Raw genomic sequence first — 19,356 nt, 5'->3', positions numbered from 1 at the left:
CACATGGTGTCTGTTCACTGGCGCGCCTCGCCGCCCACACTGTGGTGGTTGTCGAGTTGTTCGAGCAACGCGGCCCCGGAGCCGTCCAGTTCGTACAGGACCCGGACCCCCGCCCGGCGGCGTTGCACCACTCCCGCCGCCACCAGCGAGGTGAGGTGCTCGGACACCGTGCTCGGGGCGAGGCCGAGCGTCGCGGCCAGCGCCGAGGTGGTGGTGGGCGCGACGAGGCCGCGGACCACGCCGGCCCGGCTGCGGCCCAGCAGGATCTCCAGCCGGTCGCCGCGGCCCGGCACGTCGGACCGCCGGTCGGCCCGTGCGTCGCCGACCAGGGCCGCGGCCCCCTTCGCCTGGAAGGACAGGGCCTTCGTGCCGTCCGGAGCCGCGGCGAAGAAGGACGCGCCGCGGCCGAACAGCAGCGGAACGATGACCAACTGGGACACCCCGGGCGCCAGGACGGGGAAACGCAGGAGAATCTCCGCCTCGGTGGCCGCCCGCAGGGGCGCGGCGAACGGAGCCAGCGCGGCTCGCCAATACCGTGGCAGGAAGGCGCACAGCTCGGCGACGGCCGCCTCCGGATCACAGTGCAGGGAGGCGACTTCGGGCGGTGTGCCCTGAGGAAACCACTGCTCCAGTTCCGCCCTGACCCGGGCGGGCGACACCGCGCGCAGCGACTCGATCTCCTCGTCCAGGTCGCACTTCGCCGAAAGGGGAACCACGGTGAGAAACGAGGGAAGCGTGCCTCCGCACGCGGAGTACAGAGAGCGGAGCCACCCGGGAACCACGAGTTCCGAACGGTGCAGTGAACGCCGGGCGTTCTCCGCCCAGTTGGCGTAGGGCCAGGGGACGGGGCCCCGCGGGGACGCGAGGAGTCCGATGCTGGCCAGGCTCTCCCACAGCGGACTTCTGGCGATCCGTACGGCCCCGTGCTCGGATTTCCGTAACGGAATCCCCATCACGTGTACTCCGCCGTCGCCGCCCCGGCATCCGGTGCCGGGACCACCGGGTGGCCGGAGGCCGCCGGTGGTGCGTAGGTGCGGGAGACCCAGGTTCCGGCCACGGCGAAGGCGGCCATGGTGGCCGCGAGGCTCCAGAAGCCCGCCGTGAGGCCCGAGTTGGCGAACCAGCCGACCATCGGCATCAACACGGCCGTGCCCAGGCCGATGGCGAGCAGCCGCAGGGATGCCATCTTGCCCTTGGCGTCGTCCTCGGCCCGCTGCTGGAGCGAAGTGAGCAGCCAGGTCAGGCTGTTCAGGTTGGCGAAGCCGGCCAGGAAGAAGGCCAGGAAGTGCACCGCGCTCGATCCGCCGAGCGCGAGCGCCGCCGCTGCGCCGCCCTGGAGGAGCAGCCATACGGGCAGCAGCCGTTGGGACACCAGCCGGCTCGTGAAGAAGGACGCGCTGATCATGCCGACCGCGAAGGTGGCCTCCAGCGCGGCGATGTACCAGCCCTGGCCGCCGCGCGCGGCGTCCGCCAGCGGGATGACCAGGGTGCTCAGCCCCTGGGCGAGCACGAAGTCCGCGGCGCACAGGGCGATCATCACGAAGACCGCCTTGTCGGCGCGGTAGCGGCCGAGCATGCGCCGCCACTCCCCCACCGTGCCGGCCATCGCCGTGGTGAGGGTGTGCACCGACAGCGGCGCCGTCGTCTCGGCGGAGGTGAGGCGGACGCGGCTCACGACGAGCGCGCAGGTGGCCGCCATGACGACGTCGACCAGGAGCGCCTGCGCGGCGCCGCCCCACGTCAGGATGAGGCCGAGGAGCGCCATGCCGGTGAGCGCGCCCGCCTGGAACGCCACCCCGATGAGGCCGTTGAACCGGGTGATGTGGGTCTGGTCCACGTGGTGCGCCGTGAGCTTGAACAGGGCGGAGCGCTCGATGTTGTCGAAGACGGCGAGCAGCGCGGCCACCGCCACCATCCAGGGCACTGCCCGGTCGCCCGGCAGCGTCGCGAGCCCGATGATCAGCAGGACGGTGACGGCCCGACCGACGCCGCACAGGGCGTACACGCGCTTGGAGCTGACGGCGTCCACGAGCGGTCCGCACAACGGCAGCACGCAGAACGCGGCCACTCCTTGCAGGGTGAGGACGAGCGCGAACGCGGCCGGGCTGCCGGTGCGTTCGTAGAGCAGCTGGCCCATGGCCAGGGTGTGGATGCCCACGCCGACGCTGGAAAGGGAGATCGCCCAGAGCATCATGCGGGCCACGTGATCGCGGAACATGTCGCGGAACATCAGGCGGCCACCGCCAGTCTGCGGTCGATGACGGGCTTCACCTTGCCGCTGACCGCGTTGCGCGGCAGCTCCCCTTCGGCGAGGCACTCGACCCTCAGCTCGTACAGGTCGATCGACGCGTCGAAGTCCTGCCAGTCGCCGAGGACCGGGAATTCGGCGGTGAGGAGTTCCCGTACGCGCTCGGGCGGCAGGGCGCCAGGGGACTCGGTGCGGAGGGTCAGGATCTCCTTGCTGCCCTCGGTGTGGACCTCGATCTGCAGCTGGGAGACCTCCAGTTCGGCCAGGGCGTCGAGTACGTCGCGGTACAGGACGGTCTCGCCCTTGAAGCGGATCAGGCCGTCCGAGCGCCCCAGGTACTCCAGGACCTTTCCTGACACCCCGCACGGGCAGTCGTGGTGGACGACGCGGCCCTTGTCGCCGATGCGGTAGCGCACGAGGGGGCCCTCGAACTTCTGCAGGCAGGTGACGAGCAGTTCGCCGACCGTGCCTTCGGGCAGCACGGCGCCGTCCTCGTCCACCACCTCGATGAGGTTGTAGTCGTCGTTGACGTGGTGCAGGGTGCCGCCGAGGCGGGTGCACTGGTGGCCGAGCTGGGCGCCGTCGTTGGCCGCGAGCACGCTGGAGACCACGCGGGCCCCCAACTCCCGGCGCAGCCAGTCCTTGTCGGTCTCCGTCATGGGCGTGCCGCCGTAGAGGACCTTCTCGATACGGAACGCGGGGTCGCGGCGCTTGGCGTCGCGCAGCAGCGGCAGGATCAGGGCGGGCATGCCGAGGACGACGTTGGCGCGGAAGCTCTCGGTGAGCATCAGCAGATCGTCGACCGTGACGAACTGTCCCGTCGTGCAGCACTCGACGGGCATGCGGGAGAACTCGCTGAACGACGTGGTCAGTCCGCCGTACATGCCGCCGCCGAAGAGGGTGTTGACGATGCGGTCGCCCGGTTCGACGCCGAGGTCGTACCAGACGGGTACGGCCTCGCGGACCATGTTGTCCCAGTCGCCGCGCGCGTAGCGGATGAACCTCGGGTTGCCGCCGGTGGCGCCGGAGCGCAGGACCTCACCGGTGGCCGCGCCGTCGGCGCACATCGCCCGGCTCGCGGGCAGCGAGTTGGCCTCAAGGGTGGCCTTGTCCAGTACGGGCAGGGCGGTGAGGCCGGAGGTGTCTGTCACGTTCGGAAGTGCCGCGTAGTGCGGGGTGCGCCGGGCGCGGGCGAGGAGGTAGCGGATGCGGGCCGCCATCCTGCCCTCGTACTGGGCGGAGTCCTCGCTGCGGGCCCGCGCGAGCGACAGGCCCGGCCGGTGCCTGCGGCGCAGCAGCCCGTGCGCCCAGGGGGCGGTGCAGTCGAGGGCGAGCACCGCGTCCAGGGGCAGCTCCGGTACGTCGACGAGTACGCCGGGGACGTCCGCCCCGGGCTCGGCGGTGGCGCCCGCGGGCAGCGGCACGCCGGCCGCGCGCAGTGCGTCCATGACGGTGGTCCACAGCGCGGGCCGCGCCGAGCGTACGGTCACCGGGTTGCCGAGGGCCCAGGCGAGCAGGAGCCCGCGCAGTGTGGCGTCGGCGGACGCGTCCACCGACGCGTCGTCCAGGACCACGGCGCCGACGGGCCCGTACTCCAGCACGTCGTTGCTGTCGGTCAAGGGCTGCCAGGGGTACTGGCAGACGCCGTCAAGGAGCCGCTCCAGACCCTCGTAGAGCTGGGAGCTGTCGAAGCGGCGCAGCGACGCGGCGCTGCCCGCGCGGGTGAACTCGGCGCGCAGCACGCCGAGTTCGCCGCGGTCGATGGCGCGCTCGACGTGTTCCACGGCGAGCAGCAGGTCGGTGGGGTAGTGCCTCACAGGTGTGTCCTCTGGTGGGGTGGGCGCTGGGCGGCCAGGCGTGCGGCGGCGAAGGCGCGCAGCACGTGTTCCGGGCGGCGGTGCAGGACGTGGACGCGGTCGGGGCCGTCCTCGGTGTGGGTGGTGACGGCGGCGGCGTGCCGGTGCAGTGTGTAGGGCCGGGCCGCGGCGGTGTGAAAGACGGTGGGGCGGTCGCGGGAGAGGTCGGTCCACTCCCGGTGGCCGCCGCCGAGTGCCGCGCGGGAGAGCTCCATCAGGTCCGGGTGGCACAGGCCGGGGCGCAGCGCCGTGAACCGGACTCCCTCGGCGGGCGTGGTGAGGTCGACGCAGGCGGGCCCGTCACCGGTCGCCCGCTCGTCCAGCGCGGCGAGCGCGAGCTCGGCCGCCCAGTCCTGTTCCGCTCCCCGGCGGGGCAGCAGCAGCGCGTACGGGAAGGCGCAGCGGCGTTCGGACTCGGCGGCGGGGCCCGCGACCTTCCAGATGGCGCAGACGCGTCGCGTGGTGCCGAGGGAGACGACGTTGACGTGCAGTCCCGAGGGTGGGGAGGGCATGAGGGGTCTCCGGCTTCGTTAGGATCGCTTGCGCGGTCTCGCTCAGCCGCGCGGCGTGAGCCGCACGACGGACTTTCCGGTGTTGTCGCCGCGCAGCATCCCGAGGAACGCGTCCACGGTCCGCTCGAAGCCGTCCGTCACACTCAGCCGGTCGGTGACGCGTCCGGAGCGCAGGTGCGGCACCAGGAACTCCTCCAACTCGGCTTGTACGTCGCGGTGGTTGGCGACGAGGAAGCCTTCGAGCCGGATGCTCTTCTCGACCAGGTCGAACAGGTTGCGGGGCGCCGCGGGCGCGGCGGCCGCGTCGTACTGCGCGATGGCGCCGCACCAGGCGATCCGGCCGAACTCGCGCATCGCGCCGATGGCCGCTTCCAGGTGCGCGCCGCCGACGTTGTCGAGGCAGACGTCGATGCCGTCGGGTGCGGCCTTGGCGAGCTGTGCGGCGAGGGAGGGGCCCGCCCGGTGGTCGAAGGCCGCGTCGAAGCCGAGCCGTTCGGTCAGCATGCGGACCTTGGCCGCCGATCCGGCGCTGCCCACGATCCGGCCGGCGCCGAGCAGCCGGGCGAGCTGTCCCGCCGCGGTGCCGACGCCGCCCGCCGCCGCGGAGATGTAGAGGGTCTCGCCCGGCTGTAGTCGGGCGACTCGGGTGAGGGCCACATAGGCGGTCAGGCCGGTGCCGCCGAGCAGGCCGAGGAAGGTCTCCGGCGCGATCCCGTCGTAGTGCGGCAGCACCCGGGCGTCGGCGGCGGTCAGGACCGTGTGGGTGCGCCAGCCGTCGCGGTGGAAGACCAGGGCGCCGGCGGGGAGTTCGGGGCTGCGGGACTCGGTGACGCGGCCGATGGAGCGGCCTTCGAGGGGGCTGTCGAGGTCCCAGTCGGCGTCCATGCACTCGCGCATGTACGGGTCCACGGACAGCCACAGGTTCTCCACCAGGGCGTCGCCCGACTCCAGTGCGGGCAGGGCGAGTTCGACCTCGGCGAAGTCCTCGGGCACGGGCCTGCCGCGGGGCCTGCGGACCTGCTGGACGGCGCGGGCCGTGGGTGCGGTGTCACTCATGCCGCCCGCTCCTTCGCCACCTGGGGCCGGGTCGATACGCGGACGGCGCGGGCGCACTCCGTGAGGAAGCGGCGCAGTTCCGCGGCGTCGGAGTGTGATGCCTCGATGAAGACGGGGACCTCCCACTCCTGGTACGTGATGTGTCGCGGGGTCTCCTGGTCCGGGGCGAGGACGTGGATGCGGTCGGCGCACGGGTGGGCGCGGATCCAGGCGGGCACGTCGATGTGCCGTTCGCTGCCCGCGTCTACGTCCAGATGGTGGCCGGGGAAGGCGAGCCAGCCGTGGTGGCGGCCGGTGGGCGGCGCGCTCTGCGGGCGCGGGAGCCCGAGCCGGACGGCGATCTCGTGGGCGGGCAGGTGCACGCCGGTGTGCTGCTCGTGGGTCTGGACGACGGCCGCGCCGCCGACCCGGTTGGCGACCTCCAGGAAGACCAGCTCGCCCCCGCCGGTCTCGCCGCCGGTCTCGAAGAACTCCAGGTGCAGGGAGCCCTCCTCGATGCCGATGGCGCTCACCGCCCGCTCGGCGAACTCCCGGTACCGGGGCAGGACTTCCTCCTGGTGCGAGCCGAGCGGGGTCCCCGACGCGTAGTCGACGGGCTTGTTGACGTACCGGCTGACCGACAGGCTCGCGATCCGGCCGTCGACGACGAGGCCGTCTGCGTGCAGGATGTCGCCGTCGATGTGCTCCTCCAACTGGAACTCCCCGGGGTCCTGGAGCTTCCGGTAGGCGCTGAGCGCGGCGCGGGCCGTCTCGTGCACGGTGACGTCCTCGCTGGAGGCGCCCCGGCGCGGCTTGAGGACCGTGCGGCCCTGCCACGGCAGCGGGCGGCACGGCAGCGGGTCCGCCACGAAGCGCGGGAAGCGCAGCCCTGAGTCGGCGAGGGCCTCCTTCATGCGCACCTTGTCGCGGACCCGCTCAAGACGTTCGAGGTCGGGCCCCTCGATACCCAGGTGCCGGCGGACGTGCCAGGCCTCCGTGATGCCGAACTCCGAGAGCGCGAGCACCTTTTCGTAGCCGTCGGCCGGTGAGGTGCGGGCGCGGATGCCGTCGACCAGGTCCTCGTCGGCGTCCAGGACGAGGCGCTCGCAGCGCAGTTCCTCGGGGAGGTCGGCCATCCGGTGCGGGTGTCCGATGTACGTCACGTGGTGCCGCTCGTGGTCGATGCCCCGGTGGTAGGAGATCTTCCGGTACGGCACCTGGTGGATGACGAGGATCTTCATTCCTGGTACTCCAAGGTCGTGATGCCCCAGCTGAAGCCCATGGCGCTGGTGGCGAGCATGATCAGGTCGCCGGGCCGCAGCCGGCCCGCGTCCCGGAGGTCTCCGAGGGCGATGAGGGTGTCGGCGCCGCCCATGTGGGCGAGGCGGTCGTAGTTGAAGACACTGCGCTCGGCGGGGATGCCCAGGGCGCCGAGCAGCCGCTCGTGCATGTCGCGGTCGCCGTGGTTGATCAGGAAGTGGGCGATGTCGTCCCGGGTGCGTCCCGCGGCGTCGAGGTTCTCGTCGACCAGGGCGGTGAACTGCCGTACGTAGGCGTCCGCGAGGCCCGTGCGGTGGGCGCCGCGCCGGATCAGTACGCGGCCGTCGGCCGGTTCCCCCGTGTAGTAGTCGGCCCAACTGCCGTCGGTGCGCATGGCGGAGTGCAGGAACCGGAAACGGCCCGCACCGCCTTGAAGCAGCACCGCTGCGGCCGCGTCACCGAAGTTGAACAGCGCCTTGGAATCCGGGTCACCGTAGTCCACCATCCGGCTGAGCCGGTCCGCGACGAGGACGAGGGCGTACTCGTCCTCGCGCAGGGCGCCCGCCGCGCACAGCAGCCGGATCGCGGTCATTCCGGCGTTGCAGAAGTTCGCGACCTCGTAGCAGTGGGCGTCCTCGGCCCCGAGGAGGTGGCCGACCTTGGCGGCCGGGGACCAGAAGGGCCGGTCCCACTCGCCCGAACCGGCGTAGACGACCTGCCGGATCCGGGAGGCCGCCACGCCGGTGCGGTCGAGCACGGCACGGGCCGCGCGCAGCGCCAGCTCCCAGGACCGCTCGCCGTCGGCGAGCACCGGGAAGCTCTCGCAGTGCGTGATCCGTGCCAGGTCCGCGAGGGCGACACCGGAGGCGCTGTGCATCGCCCGGATGTCGGCCCTCGCGGAGGGGAAGGCGACGTCGAAGTCGACTATGCCGCCCACTGCCCGCCCTCGATGCTGACCCGGTGCACGGTGCGGTCGACGCCGGGCGCCACCTCGGTCGCCGCGTGGTAGGTCGTCGCCGTCTTCCACACCACCAGGTCGTTGGTGGTCCAGCGGTGCGTGTAGACGTGCTCGGGGTCCTGGATGAGCGCGTCGATCAGCGCGAAGAACTCGGCGTTCTCGTTGGCGTCGAAGCCCACCACGGAGTGCATGTACTCGGGGGCGCCGTACAGGTACGGGCGGCCGGTGTCCGGGTCCTGGCGTACGAGCGCGTGCTCGACGGGCGGGTACTCCTGGTTGACCAGCTCCTTGAACTCGGCGATGGACAGGCCGACGTGCTCGGCGGAGATGCGCTGGCGCTTGGTCACGGTGTGCAGGGCGGTCCGGCCGGCGATCCTGTCCTTCCACTCCTGGGGCAGGCGCTCGTAGACGTCGGCGGCGCTCGCGTACAGGGTGTGGCCGCTGGTGCTCGGCACCTGGACGCCGTGCAGCATCGTGTAGGGCGCCGGGTCCTTGGTGTACGAGGAGTCCTGGTGCCAGAAGTTGCCGACCCGGGCGACGCCGACGGGGCGGTTGGCCTTCATGGCGTTCGAGGAGATCATGATCTCCGGGTGCTCGGGGTGCCGGTATTTCGCCATCAGGAACGGCACCGGCCGGCCGACCTTCGTCGCGAGTTCGATCTGCTGGGCCGGGGTGAGTTCCAGGCCGCGGATCACCGCGAGTTCGTGCTGGTGGACGAGGCCGAGGAAGTGCTCGAAGACCTCGGGCCGCTGCAGGTCGTCGGCGTCGACGCCGGTCAGTTCGGCGCCGATGAACGGGGTCAGCCGCTGTGTCTCCATGGATGTCTCTCCTGAGTGAGAAGGTGTGAAGGACCGCTTCGGGTCCGCTTCGGTTCCGGTTCAGGACTCGTCGAGGCAGACGCGCAGGGCGTCGACGAACTCCTCGATCTGCCGCTGGGTGCGGAAGGGCGCGACGGTCACCCGGAACCGCTCGCCGCCCTTGGCGACGGACGGGTAGTTGATCGGCTGGACGTAGATGCCGAACTCGTCGAGCAGCCGCCGCGAGATGCGCTTGACGCGCTCGCCGCCCGGCACGAGCACGGGGACGAGGTGGCTCGGCGCGTCGATGAAGTCGATGTCGGCGGCGTGCAGCGCGGCCCGCATACGGGTCGCGTTCTCCCGCAGCGCCCGGCGCAGTTCGGCCCCTTCCGGGGACTGGACGACGTCGAGGCTGCACCGGGTCGCGTCGAGGTTCGAGCGCGGAATGGTGGTCGTGAAGATGAATCCCGGAGCGTGCGAGCGCACATAGTCCAGGGCGGTGTCCGGTCCCGCGACATAGCCGCCGGTGGTGCCGAGGGCCTTGCCGAAGACGCCCTGTACGAAGGTGGGCCGGTACTCCCCGATTTCCTCGCAGATTCCGGCGCCGGTCGGGCCGTTGACGCCGATGGCGTGGGTTTCGTCCAGGTAGGTCATCGCGTTGTACCGGTCGGCGAGATCGCAGATCTCACGGATCGGCGCGATATCGCCGTCCATCGAGTAGACCGACTCGAAAACGATCAGCTTCGGCCGCTCGATGTCGTACTGGGAAAGCAGTTCTTCCAGGGCCCGCACGTCGTTGTGCGGGAATACGTGCTTGGCGTTTCCGGAAGATCGGATTCCCTCGATCAGGGATCGGTGGTTGAGGGAATCGGAGAAGACCACCGTCTCCGGAACCGCGGTCAACAGCGTGGACAGCGTCTCGAAGTTGGCGACGTATCCGCTGGAGAAGACCAGCGCGCGCGGCGCCCGGTGCCAGTCGGCGAGCCGGCGTTCGAGGTCGACGTGTGCCTCGCTGGTTCCCGCGATGTTGCGCGATCCGCCGTTTCCGGTGCCGTGCCGCCGGGTGGAGGCGATCTGCGCCTCCATGACCTTCGGGTGCTGGCTCATGCCCAGGTAGTCGTTGGTGCACCAGACCTGGATGCGCCTCCCCTGGTGGATCGCGTGGCCGGGCTCCGCCGCCAAGTAGGAGCAGGGTGTGAACTCCCGGTAGAGCCCGGCTTCTTTCAGATTCTCCAGCCGCTTGTGCAGCCCGACGAAGACAGAGTCGAGCGATGATTCGAGCGGAACGGCCGACATGGCGTCTCCTACGGGAAAAGGGTGGAAGCGGAGGAAGGGCGTACGGATCGCGTCAGCCCCATTGCGAGTCGTCCGGCGACGCCCCCTGCTCCATGGCCGGCGCCGCGGACACGGCCTTCTCGGCGCCGGACGACTCGCCCGCGGAGCCGTCGACGGAAATCCCCAAAACCGTCAGAACCGCTGCCGTGAGGCCGATGAGAGCGTGCTGAAGAATGCGCTGCTCGCGCATGAGAACCCCCCAGGTTTCTGCCGGGCCGAATCGATCGGGCCCGTGACCAGAATCATGGGGTCCGCCGCTGGTCGGACAAAGGGATGTCCTGGAGCATGAACGTGCAACGACAGGACATGAAGGATCGATATATGTGCACAAACTTGGTCATAGCGGGCGATAGCCCTGTGTCCGAGATCTGCGCGGAGGGCCTGAGCTTCTACGCGGAGGCCCTCAAGGGGGACGGGATATCAGAGGAAGGTCCCGAATGTCTGCTGGCGCTGGGGCTGTTGCGGCGGACGCCGGGGGGCCGGTTCGCCGCGGTTCCGCCGGGCCTGGCCGCCCACTCGGTGATGCGCCCGGTGGAGAAGACGATCGAGGAGGCGCAGCAGGCCCTCAGCGTGGCCCGGTCCTCCCTGCACCGGGCGGAGGCGGTCTACTGGGGCAGCGCGCGGGGCGACGACGAGACGTCGTCCATCCGGGTCGTCCGCGGCGCGGACGTCATCAGCGCCACGCTCTCCTCCGCCGTGCACTCCTGCCGTGAGGAACTCCTGACCGCGCAGCCGGGAGGCGGCCGCCCGCAGGAGCTCCTCGAGGCGGCGCTCGCCAGCGATCTGCCGGCGCTGCGGCGCGGGGTCCGCCAGCGGACCATCTACCAGCACACCGTCCGCACGCACGGGCCGACCCTGTGCTACGTGGAGCGGGTCTCGGCCGCCGGTGCCGAAGTCCGCACCCTGGACGAGGTGTTCGACCGGCTCATCGTGTGCGACCGCAGGATCGCCTTCGTCCCCGATCCGGTGGCGGAGCGCCGCCAGGTCGCGCTGGCCATCGAACACCCAGGCGTGGTCCGGTACTTGGTCGGCCTCTTCGAGCACTCCTGGGAGCGGGCCGTCCCACTGCCCAGCACGCCGAACGAATACCGCCCGCCGCTACTGCTCGACGAGACCCGGCGCGCGGTCCTTCAGCTGATGGTCAACGGCTACACCGACAAGACCATCGCGGGCCGGCTCGGGATGAGCGTCAGGACGGTGGCCACCCATATGGCCAAGGCCGCTGAGGCGTTCGACAGCCGCAGCCGCGCCCAACTCGCCTACATGATCGCCAAGTCGGGCCTGCTCGACGAGGAGCTTCCCGAGCCCGACGACCGCGCGCCGGTGACACCGCGCAGCGTCCAGAGCCCGTACACGGCCAGCACCGGTTTGGCGAGCAGCCACTCGCCGGGCCGGTAGTCGTCCGCGCGCACGAGCCGTTCGGCGAGGTCGGGGCGCTGCCGCCGCAGGTAGGCGCGGGCCTTGAGCGCGTGGGCGGGCTGGGAGACGACCTTGATGCGGTCGGCGTGCTCGACGAGCGGGATCACGTGGCTGACGTTCTCCCAGGTCGTCGCGCTCGCCTCCTCCAGGACCACGGCGCCGTCGTACGCGAGGACCGACCGCGCGTACCGGGCCATCAGCCGCGCCTCGGTGACATCACCGCCGACCGCGCCACCGCTGAATACCAGGCGTGTGTCGCGCGCGACGGCGGACCGGACACCCGCGCGAACCCGCCACCGGTTGACGAGATTCGCCGTCCGCCGCGCGTTGCGGAACCCCAGCACGACCACCACCTCCGAGCCACCACCACCGTCCCCCTCCCCCACGAGCGCCCGGGACCAGCGCCGGTTCAGCCACTCGCCCCAGGCCAGGACCCCGGCGAGCCCCGTGACCGTCACTGCCGTCGTACGTCGCATGCGGCGACCCTAAGCCCCGGGCAGGCCACCACACCTTGATGCCCCGGGCACGCCGTCACACCTCTGATGCCGGTGACACACGGTGTCACTCAACTACCGTGCGTATTTACCGCGCGGGGTGACCCGCACCCGACTCGACGGAGAGGGCTCCTCATGACACCCACCCACCTGCTCGGACGCTCCCTGGGCCTCGCGGCCGCCTCGGTCACCGCGGCGGTCGGCGCCCTGGCCGCCCCGGCCTCGGCCCTGGACTCGGCGTCGGAGCCGGACCCGCTGCCCACCATGACCGTCGACTTCGGCTACGAGGACGAGCAGCCCAGCGGCGCGGAGGGCCAGCAGTTCGACGGCGACGCCCGACTCCTCGACGCCACGGGGGAGTTGGTGGGTCGGTTCTACTACGACTGCACCGCGCAGGCGCCCGGGAAGCAGACGGTGGGCTCGATGTGTTCCGGCGCCTATGTCATCGACGGCAGGGGCGAGATCTTCACCCAGGCGTTCAAGCCCATCCAGAAGGACGAGGACACCATGCCCCGGCCCACCCGTTCCGCGGTGATCGGAGGCACGGGCGACTTCAAGGGCGCGACCGGCGAGGCGACGATGCTGCCGCACAGCGCGCCGGACACCAACACCGTCGTCTTCGACTGACACATGCGCGACGGCGCCCTCGTCCGCCACCTTCCGGCACACGGCGATGAAGCGTTCGCCCCGGGCCCTGTCGTGCCACGCCGGGGAGTCCCAACAGCGCATGACGTACGTGCTGCTGTGCAGCGCGAAGAGGGAGTCCGCGTCGGCGTCGGTGAAGGGGCGCAGCCGTAAGCGGGCGGTGCGCAGCGATGGGGTGGCCAGAGTCATGGACCCCATCTTGCGTCACCGCTACGCCGTGTTCGACTGGGCCGACCGTCCGATACGCACCTCGGGCGAGCCCCGCACCGTCGAACAGGAGCCCACCGCATGACCACCGACGCCACCGCCGACCACGCTCTCGTCGCGGCGGCCCGCCGCCTCGCCGACGACGTCCTCGCTCCCGCCGCGCAGGCCCACGACCAGGGGGGCGTCACGCCCGAGGCCGTCGCGGCCGTCAAGGCGTCCGGGGTGCTGGGCGTCAACGCGCCCGCGGCGTACGGCGGCGCGGACGCACCGGCGGCCGTCGGCCGTGAGGTCGCCGAGATCCTGGCGGGGGCCTGCTGCTCCACGTTCTTCATCCAGGCGCAGCACCACACGCCGGTGCGGACCCTTGCCACGGGCGAGGAAGTGGCGCGCGAGCGGTGGCTGCGGCCGCTGGCCGAGGGCGAGTTGCTGGCGGGGATCGCGTTCTCGCACCTGCGCGCGTACCCGAAGCTGCCGGTGCGGGCGTCCCGGGTCGCGGGCGGCTGGCGCTTCGACGGGCGCGTGCCCTGGTACACCGGCTGGGGCCTGAACGACATGTTCCTGCTCGGCGGGGCGACCGAGGACGGCGAGGTGGTGTTCGCCGCCGCCGAAGCGCGCGAGCAGCCGGGGCTCGCCCCCACCGCGCCGCTCCAACTCGCCGCGCTCACCGGCTCCCGCACGGTCGGCCTGGTCCTCGACGGGCTCGTGCTGCCCGACGAGGCGGTGGCGGTGCGGCTCCCGTACGAGCGGTGGGCCACGCAGGACCGGCCGAAGAACACCAACACCAACCCCGCCGTGTTCGGCGTGGCCCGCGCCGCCCTCGACCTGCTCGACGCGGCGGGCGACGGCGAGGCGAAGGAGACGGCGGCGGTGCTGCGCGAGCGCATCCATGTCGTGCGCCGCGACGCGTACGCCCTCGTCGACGAAGTCCCCGCCGCCGAGCGCCTCGACGACCGGCTCGCGGCCAAGACCCGCGCCTACGACCTGATGCGCGCGGCCACCACCGCGGCCATCGCGGCGGGCGGCGGGCGCGCCTTCGGCCTGTCGCAGCCCGCCCAACGGCTGGCCAGGGAGGGCCTGTTCCTCGTCGTGCAGGGGCAGACGCCGGAGGTCCGCTCCGCCCATTTGGCGGCGCTGCGCGCGTGACCGGGGCGGTGGGTGGTCGTTGGGTGTCGCGTCCGATGATCATGGTCAAGGGTGGAGTCGCGCGTGACGATGCAAGACAACTGGTCCGGTCCGGTCGACGACGTGGTGCGCGTCGACGGGCACAGCCTGAGCCTGGCGCAGGTGGCCGAGACCGCCCGCACGCCTCAGCGGCGCGCGGTGGTGCTGTGCGCGGAGGCGGAGCGGCGCATGCGGCGCTCGGTCGACGTGAAGGAGCGACTGGTCGACGCGGGGGTTCCGCTGTACGGGGTCACCGCCGGCTTCGGCGACAGCAACACCCGGCAGATCTCCGGCGCGAAGGCGGCGGCGCTCCAGACGAACCTCGTCCGGTTCCTGTCCTGCGGCGTCGGCCCGCACGCCGCCGACGAAGTGGTGCGCGCGACGATGCTCATCCGGGCCAACTGCCTGGCCCGCGGCCATTCGGCGCTGCGCCCGCACGTCGTACGGCTGCTGCTCGACTGCCTGAACGCCGGGCTGCTGCCGCTGGTCCCGGAGCGCGGCTCGGTCGGCGCGAGCGGCGACCTGATCCCGCTCAGCTACCTCGCCAACCTGCTGACGGGGCAGGGCGAGGTGCGCTGCGCGGGCGAGGTGGTGCCGTCCGCCACGGCGCTTGAGCGGGCCGGTCTGGAACCGGTCGAGCTGGTGGCCAAGGAAGGGCTCGCCCTGCTCAACGGGACGTCGTTCATGTCGGCGTTCGCGGCGCTCGCCGTGCACGACGCGCGCAGGCTGGCGTTCGCCTCCGAGGTGTGCACGGCGCTGACCTCCCGGGTCACGGTCGGCAACCCCGGCCACTTCGCCCCGTTCGTCTTCGCGCACAAGCCCCATCCGGGGACCGCGCGCAGCGCCGCCGTCGTCCGTACGCTGCTGGGGTCCGCCGCCGCGGAGCCCCGGGCCGCGGAGCCCGAGGCCGCCGGGCAGGACGGCGGCCCGGGCGTCCCGGAGGCGGGGTACCGGCAGTTGGATCGGCCCATTCAGGACAGATACTCGATCCGCTGCGCCCCGCACGTGACCGGTGTGCTGCGCGACACCTTGAGCTGGGTGGAGCCGTGGATCGGGACGGAGGTCAACTCCACCAACGACAACCCGCTGTTCGACGCCGACACCGGTCGGGTGCACAACGGCGGGAACTTCTACGGAGGTCATGTCGGGCAGGCGATGGACGCGCTGCGGACCGCCGTCGCCGGTGTCGCGGACCTCCTGGACCGGCAGTTGCAGCTGGTCGTCGACGAGAAGTTCAACAACGGCCTGACGCCCAACCTGATCCCGCGCTTTCCCGAGGACAGCCGGGAGGCGGGTCTGCACCACGGTTTCAAGGGCATGCAGCTCGCCGCCTCCGCGCTGGCGGCCGAGGCGCTGCACCTCACGATGCCGGCGACGAGCTTCTCCCGGTCCACCGAGGCGCACAACCAGGACAAGGTCAGCATGGGCACCATCGCGGCCCGCCACACCCGCACCGCCGTCGACCTGACCCTGCGGCTCACCGCCATCCACCTGCTGGCGCTGTGCCAGGCCGCCGACCTGCGCGGCACGGACGTGCTGTCCCCCGAACTCCGGCGCGTGCACGCCCTCGTACGAAAGGTGTCGCCGTTCGTCGAGGGCGACCGGGCCCTGGAGCACGACATCACGGCCGTCGCGGACCTCGTACGCGGCGGAGCCCTCGACCTGGAGGACGAGCCCGCCGGATAGCCGGGCTCAGCGCCCCCGCCGCACCCGCGCCGCCTTCCGCGCCTCCGCCAGCTTGCGGGCCTCGTTGGTCTTCCGGGAGGCACGGCCGCCGGAACCCGAACCGGAGCCGGTGCCCGAACCGGCGGCGCGCTTCGGGTCCTTGGTGCTGCCGAGGCCGCGGAACGGGGTGTTCTGGTTCTTGGCGCGGGACGCGGCCGGGGAGCCGTCGAGCGGCTTCCCGGAGGGGGCCTTCGCACCCGTGATGCGGCTCAGCTCCGCCTCGCCGGAGCGCACCTTCGTGGTCTTCGCCGTGACCTCGGCGTCCGCCAGGACCTGGCCCGTCTCGCGGCGCTGCCCGGACAGGACCAGCGTGACGACGGTGCCGGAGCGGCCCGCGCGCGCCGTGCGGCCCGCGCGGTGCAGGTAGTCCTTGGGGTCGGTGGCCGGGTCGACGTTCACGACGAGGTCGAGGTCGTCGACGTGCAGGCCGCGGGCGGCGACGTTCGTCGCGACCAGCGCGGTGATCTCGCCGTTCTTGAACTGGGCGAGGGTCTTGGTGCGCTGCGGCTGCGCCTTGCCGCTGTGCAGCGCGGCGGCCGGCACTCCGCTCGCCCGCAGATGCCGGGTGAGCTGGTCGACGCCGTGCTTCGTGTCGAGGAAGAGCAGGACGCGGCCTTCGCGGGCCGCGATCTCCGTGGCGACGGACCAGCGGTCGGGCCCGTGCACGACGAGGAGGTGGTGCTCGATCGTGGTGACCGCGCCGCCGGACGAGGGGTCGACGGAGTGGGTGGCGGGCTCGCGCAGATAGGTGCGCACCAGGTGGTCCACGTCGCCGTCGAGGGTCGCGGAGAACAGCATGCGCTGCCCGTCGGGGCGCACCTGGTCGAGGACCTCCGTGACCTGCGGCAGGAAGCCCATGTCGCACATCTGGTCGGCCTCGTCGAGGACCGTGATCCGCACCCGGTCCAGGCGGCAGCCCTTGCGGCCGATCAGGTCGTGGAGGCGGCCCGGCGTCGCGACGACGACCTCGGCGCCGTCCCGCAGCGCCGCCGCCTGCCGCCCCATGGACACCCCGCCGACGACCGTCGCGAGCCGCAGCCGCAGGGCCTCCGCGTACGGGGTGAGCGCCTCCGTCACCTGCTGCGCCAGTTCCCGGGTGGGGACGAGGACGAGGGCGAGGGGTTCCTTCGGCTGTGCGCGGCGGCCGGCGGTGCGGGCGAGCAGGCCGAGGCCGAAGGCGAGTGTCTTGCCGGAGCCGGTGCGGCCCCGGCCCAGGACGTCGCGCCCGGCGAGCGCGTCCGGCAGCGCCGCCGCCTGGATGGGGAAGGGCGTCGTGACGCCCTGCTCGTCGAGCGTGCGCAGCACCGTGGCCGGCAGGCCGAGGTCCGCGAAGGACGGGGGTCCGTCCTGCTGCCGGGCGTCGGCACGTGCTGATTCGCTCACTGAGAGCCTTCCTCCGAGGGGACCGGACCGTACCGGGGAAGGCGCGGCGGCAAACGCTCAACGCTAGCACGGAGCCCGCCACCGGGGCCGCGGCTCACGAGCGGGCCCGTCCAACTCCCCCACCGCCTTGCGGAGTTGGAAGGACACGGCACGGCCGGGCCGGATATCGTCACCGAAGAGTGGATCCGAGGGGATCCGAGGGGAAGAGACGGCTATGGGGGGGCTCGCGTTGGATTGCCTGACCGAAGTGGACGACGACGACACCAACGACACCGTCTCCGACGCTCAGCCCGCGGTCCTGCCCACCGCGCTGCGCGCCCCTCTCGGCCTGGTCGCGGCCCTCTCCGCCCTGCTCGTCGCCGCTCTCGGCGTGCTGTACGCGGGTGACGGCGCGGGCGGCGCGGTGGACTCGTGGCTCGTCGACCCGACGGCGGACAGCGTCGGCAGCCCCTGGCGGGGCATCGGGCTCGCCATCGACTTCCTGGGGGAACCCGTGGGCTCGGCCGTGCTGGTCGCGGCCGTCGTGACCGGCTGCCTGCTGCTGCGATGGCCGCGCGGGGCGGTGCTCGTCGTCGTCGCGGTCGCCGTGACGGTGGGTGTGGGGACGGCCCTGAAGACGGTCGTCGGGCGCACCATCCACGGTCCCGAGAACCTGTCCTACCCCAGCGGCCACACCGGATTCCTCACCGCGCTCGCCCTCACCGTGGCGCTGCTCGCGGCCGGGCGCCTCGGCCTGGGGAGAGCGGCCGGGGCGTGGCTGGTGTGCGGTGCGGCGCTGGTCGCGGGCGCCGTCATGGGGTGGGCGCAGGCCGCCCTCAGCGCCCACTACGTGACCGACGTGCTCGGCGGCTGGTGCCTGGCGCTCGCGGTGGTGCCGCTGACGGGGTGGCTGGTCGACCGGGTCGCGGACGCCCGCCGACCAGCCACGCCCCGCTGAGCTCACACCAGGCGTCGGAACACCGGCTTCACCGGCCTGCCGCCCACCCACGGCGTGGGGTCCCCGGCGTCAAGTGCCTTGCGGTACACGGCACATGCCTCGGCCACCACGTCGACGGTGGCGTCGATGTCGTCCTCGGTCAGCGCGCTGCTCACCACGAACGACGGGGCGAGCACCCCGCCCATGAGGAGACGGCGCAGGAACAGGGTGCGGTACGGCTGCGAGGGCTGCCCGGTCTCGTCGAGGGTCGCGAAGACCAGGTTGCTGGCACGTCCTCGTACGAGGACGTGCTCGGCGACCCCCATGCTCGACGCGGCCTCCCGGACCCCGGCGGCCAGGCGCTCGCCGAGCGCGTGCAGCCGCGCCGTGATGCCCTCCTCGACGTACGTGGTCTGCACGGCCATCGCGGCGGCCAGGGAGTGCGTCTCCGCGCCGTGCGTCGTGGACAGCAGGAAGACGCGCTCGCCGGAGTGCCGCAGTCCGCCCCGCTCCATCAGGTCCCGGCGCCCGGCCAGCGCCGACACCGCGAACCCGTTGCCGAGCGCCTTGCCGAAGGTCGACAGGTCGGGGACGACTCCGTACAGGCCCTGGGCGCCCGCCTCCGACCAGCGCAGGCCGGTGATCATCTCGTCGAAGACGAGGACGCAGCCGTACCGGTCGGCGAGCGCGCGCAGTCCGGCGAGGTATCCGGGAGGTGGCTCGGTGTGGGCGGCGGGTTCGAGGACGAGGCAGGCGATCTCGTCCTCGTAGCGGGTGAGGAGTTCCTCCGTGGCGGCCAGGTCCCCGTACGGGAACGACACCGTGAGTTCGGTGGTCGCAGCCGGGATGCCCGCGGACATGGGGGTGACGCCGATGAACCAGTCGTCGACGGAGAAGAACGGGTGGTCGGCGCAGATCGCGACGCGCGGGCGGCCGGTCGCGGCGCGGGCGAGGCGGACGGCGGCGGTCGTGACGTCGGAGCCGTTCTTCGCGAACTTCACCATGTCGGCGGTCGGCACGGTGGCGAGGAACCGCTCGGCGGCCTCGGCCTCCAGGATCGACGGGCGTACGAAGTTGCTGCCGCGGTCGAGTTCGCGGCGGGCGGCCTCGGTGACGCGCGGGTGGGCGTGGCCGAGGCTGACGGAGCGGAGCCCGGAGCCGTACTCGATGTAGCGGTTGCCGTCGACGTCCCAGACGTGGGCGCCGCGGCCGTGGCTGATGACGGGGGCGAGGTGCTCGGGGTACTGGTCGTCGCCCTTGGCGTAGGTGTGGGCGCCGCCGGGGATCATGGCGTGCAGTCGGTCGTTGGCCGCGCGCGACGCGGGCAGGTCGATGTCCTCGGCGGGCACGATGTCTTCGGTGGTCACGGCGTCTTCGGTGGGCACGGTGTCTTCGGTGGGCACGA

18 protein-coding genes and 1 pseudogene are annotated in these 19,356 nt (G+C 72.2%); 6 read left to right on the top strand and 13 right to left on the bottom strand.

Features of this window, described 5'->3' with window-relative positions; translation table 11 throughout:
• Nucleotides 1-14: 14 nt before the first annotated feature.
• The 10 genes from RBJ65_RS33240 to RBJ65_RS33195 form a co-directional block, all read right to left on the bottom strand.
• Nucleotides 15-716, bottom strand: coding sequence for a helix-turn-helix transcriptional regulator (locus tag RBJ65_RS33240; RefSeq protein WP_306320198.1), 702 nt, complete (start codon nucleotides 714-716; stop codon nucleotides 15-17).
• Nucleotides 717-952: 236 nt separating this feature from the next.
• Entirely contained in the window at nucleotides 953-2,218 is a 1,266-nt protein-coding gene (locus RBJ65_RS33235) for an MFS transporter (RefSeq protein WP_306320199.1), read from the bottom strand.
• Nucleotides 2,219-2,229: 11 nt separating this feature from the next.
• Nucleotides 2,230-4,065, bottom strand: coding sequence for a phenylacetate--CoA ligase family protein (locus tag RBJ65_RS33230; protein ID WP_306320200.1), 1,836 nt, complete (start codon nucleotides 4,063-4,065; stop codon nucleotides 2,230-2,232).
• Complete coding sequence (locus RBJ65_RS33225; protein WP_306320201.1) at nucleotides 4,062-4,616, bottom strand: hypothetical protein; 555 nt, start codon at nucleotides 4,614-4,616, stop codon at nucleotides 4,062-4,064. Before RBJ65_RS33225 ends, RBJ65_RS33230 begins: the two co-directional genes overlap by 4 nt.
• Before the next feature lie 42 nt (nucleotides 4,617-4,658).
• Entirely contained in the window at nucleotides 4,659-5,672 is a 1,014-nt protein-coding gene (locus tag RBJ65_RS33220) for an NADP-dependent oxidoreductase (protein WP_306320202.1), read from the bottom strand.
• Nucleotides 5,669-6,892, bottom strand: a complete 1,224-nt coding sequence (locus RBJ65_RS33215) for an acetyl-CoA carboxylase biotin carboxylase subunit family protein (RefSeq protein WP_306320203.1) — start codon at nucleotides 6,890-6,892, stop codon at nucleotides 5,669-5,671. The genes RBJ65_RS33220 and RBJ65_RS33215 overlap by 4 nt, the downstream gene beginning before the upstream one ends.
• The gene (locus RBJ65_RS33210; RefSeq protein ID WP_306320204.1) at nucleotides 6,889-7,848 is read right to left on the bottom strand and encodes a 3-oxoacyl-ACP synthase III family protein; all 960 of its coding nucleotides are present in this window, start codon (nucleotides 7,846-7,848) and stop codon (nucleotides 6,889-6,891) included. Before RBJ65_RS33210 ends, RBJ65_RS33215 begins: the two co-directional genes overlap by 4 nt.
• Nucleotides 7,836-8,687: a TauD/TfdA family dioxygenase gene (locus tag RBJ65_RS33205; RefSeq protein WP_306320205.1), complete on the bottom strand. Its 852-nt coding sequence runs from the start codon at nucleotides 8,685-8,687 to the stop codon at nucleotides 7,836-7,838. Before RBJ65_RS33205 ends, RBJ65_RS33210 begins: the two co-directional genes overlap by 13 nt.
• Nucleotides 8,688-8,747: 60 nt before the next feature.
• Nucleotides 8,748-9,962, bottom strand: a complete 1,215-nt coding sequence (gene hemA / locus RBJ65_RS33200; RefSeq protein ID WP_306320206.1) for a 5-aminolevulinate synthase — start codon at nucleotides 9,960-9,962, stop codon at nucleotides 8,748-8,750.
• 52 nt (nucleotides 9,963-10,014) lie between these two features.
• Nucleotides 10,015-10,191, bottom strand: coding sequence for a hypothetical protein (locus RBJ65_RS33195; protein ID WP_306320207.1), 177 nt, complete (start codon nucleotides 10,189-10,191; stop codon nucleotides 10,015-10,017).
• An 83-nt stretch (nucleotides 10,192-10,274) separates the two neighbouring features.
• Here RBJ65_RS33195 and RBJ65_RS33190 point away from each other — a divergent pair.
• A pseudogene (locus RBJ65_RS33190) lies at nucleotides 10,275-11,207 on the top strand (LuxR family transcriptional regulator); the annotation flags it as partial.
• A gap of 53 nt (nucleotides 11,208-11,260) precedes the next feature.
• On the opposite strand, the gene RBJ65_RS33185 reads toward RBJ65_RS33190, so the two are convergent.
• Nucleotides 11,261-11,896 carry a YdcF family protein gene (locus RBJ65_RS33185; protein WP_306320208.1) on the bottom strand — a complete coding sequence of 212 codons (636 nt, stop codon included), beginning with the start codon at nucleotides 11,894-11,896 and terminating at the stop codon, nucleotides 11,261-11,263.
• 153 nt (nucleotides 11,897-12,049) lie between these two features.
• On the opposite strand from RBJ65_RS33185, the gene RBJ65_RS33180 reads away from it, so the two are divergent.
• The 4 genes from RBJ65_RS33180 to hutH all read left to right on the top strand — a co-directional run bounded on the left by RBJ65_RS33180 (nucleotide 12,050) and on the right by hutH (nucleotide 15,613).
• Nucleotides 12,050-12,541 carry a hypothetical protein gene (locus RBJ65_RS33180; protein ID WP_306320209.1) on the top strand — a complete coding sequence of 164 codons (492 nt, stop codon included), beginning with the start codon at nucleotides 12,050-12,052 and terminating at the stop codon, nucleotides 12,539-12,541.
• Between the two features lie 46 nt (nucleotides 12,542-12,587).
• Complete coding sequence (locus tag RBJ65_RS33175; protein WP_306320210.1) at nucleotides 12,588-12,851, top strand: hypothetical protein; 264 nt, start codon at nucleotides 12,588-12,590, stop codon at nucleotides 12,849-12,851.
• Entirely contained in the window at nucleotides 12,848-13,909 is a 1,062-nt protein-coding gene (locus tag RBJ65_RS33170; protein WP_306320211.1) for an acyl-CoA dehydrogenase family protein, read from the top strand. The genes RBJ65_RS33175 and RBJ65_RS33170 overlap by 4 nt, the downstream gene beginning before the upstream one ends.
• Before the next feature lie 69 nt (nucleotides 13,910-13,978).
• A complete protein-coding gene (gene hutH / locus RBJ65_RS33165) occupies nucleotides 13,979-15,613 on the top strand; it encodes a histidine ammonia-lyase (protein WP_306320355.1) in 1,635 nt (544 codons plus the stop codon).
• 6 nt (nucleotides 15,614-15,619) lie between these two features.
• Here hutH and RBJ65_RS33160 read toward each other — a convergent pair whose 3' ends face one another.
• Nucleotides 15,620-17,035, bottom strand: coding sequence for a DEAD/DEAH box helicase (locus RBJ65_RS33160; protein WP_306320212.1), 1,416 nt, complete (start codon nucleotides 17,033-17,035; stop codon nucleotides 15,620-15,622).
• A 247-nt stretch (nucleotides 17,036-17,282) separates the two neighbouring features.
• On the opposite strand from RBJ65_RS33160, the gene RBJ65_RS33155 reads away from it, so the two are divergent.
• Nucleotides 17,283-17,972 (top strand): phosphatase PAP2 family protein, encoded by a 690-nt coding sequence (locus RBJ65_RS33155; RefSeq protein WP_306320213.1) that lies wholly within the window; start codon nucleotides 17,283-17,285, stop codon nucleotides 17,970-17,972.
• 2 nt (nucleotides 17,973-17,974) lie between these two features.
• Here the strand turns inward: RBJ65_RS33155 and RBJ65_RS33150 are convergent, their stop codons facing one another.
• A complete protein-coding gene (locus tag RBJ65_RS33150; RefSeq protein WP_372341320.1) occupies nucleotides 17,975-19,318 on the bottom strand; it encodes a glutamate-1-semialdehyde 2,1-aminomutase in 1,344 nt (447 codons plus the stop codon).
• Nucleotides 19,319-19,356: the final 38 nt, after the last annotated feature.

The sequence above is a fragment of the Streptomyces sp. KL109B genome (assembly GCF_030766935.1).
Taxonomy (GTDB): Bacteria; Actinomycetota; Actinomycetes; order Streptomycetales; family Streptomycetaceae; genus Streptomyces.
This window is presented reverse-complemented; position numbering and strand designations above follow the sequence as displayed.

Coding starts and splice junctions, on each gene's coding strand:
- RBJ65_RS33235 (WP_306320199.1), bottom strand. CDS start 2,218: ATGTTCCGCGATCACGTGGCCCGCATGATGCTCTGGGCGATCTCCCTT.
- RBJ65_RS33225 (WP_306320201.1), bottom strand. CDS start 4,616: ATGCCCTCCCCACCCTCGGGACTGCACGTCAACGTCGTCTCCCTCGGC.
- RBJ65_RS33220 (WP_306320202.1), bottom strand. CDS start 5,672: ATGAGTGACACCGCACCCACGGCCCGCGCCGTCCAGCAGGTCCGCAGG.
- RBJ65_RS33215 (WP_306320203.1), bottom strand. CDS start 6,892: ATGAAGATCCTCGTCATCCACCAGGTGCCGTACCGGAAGATCTCCTAC.
- RBJ65_RS33205 (WP_306320205.1), bottom strand. CDS start 8,687: ATGGAGACACAGCGGCTGACCCCGTTCATCGGCGCCGAACTGACCGGC.
- hemA (WP_306320206.1), bottom strand. CDS start 9,962: ATGTCGGCCGTTCCGCTCGAATCATCGCTCGACTCTGTCTTCGTCGGG.
- RBJ65_RS33195 (WP_306320207.1), bottom strand. CDS start 10,191: ATGCGCGAGCAGCGCATTCTTCAGCACGCTCTCATCGGCCTCACGGCA.
- RBJ65_RS33185 (WP_306320208.1), bottom strand. CDS start 11,896: ATGCGACGTACGACGGCAGTGACGGTCACGGGGCTCGCCGGGGTCCTG.
- RBJ65_RS33180 (WP_306320209.1), top strand. CDS start 12,050: ATGACACCCACCCACCTGCTCGGACGCTCCCTGGGCCTCGCGGCCGCC.
- RBJ65_RS33175 (WP_306320210.1), top strand. CDS start 12,588: ATGAAGCGTTCGCCCCGGGCCCTGTCGTGCCACGCCGGGGAGTCCCAA.
- RBJ65_RS33170 (WP_306320211.1), top strand. CDS start 12,848: ATGACCACCGACGCCACCGCCGACCACGCTCTCGTCGCGGCGGCCCGC.
- hutH (WP_306320355.1), top strand. CDS start 13,979: ATGCAAGACAACTGGTCCGGTCCGGTCGACGACGTGGTGCGCGTCGAC.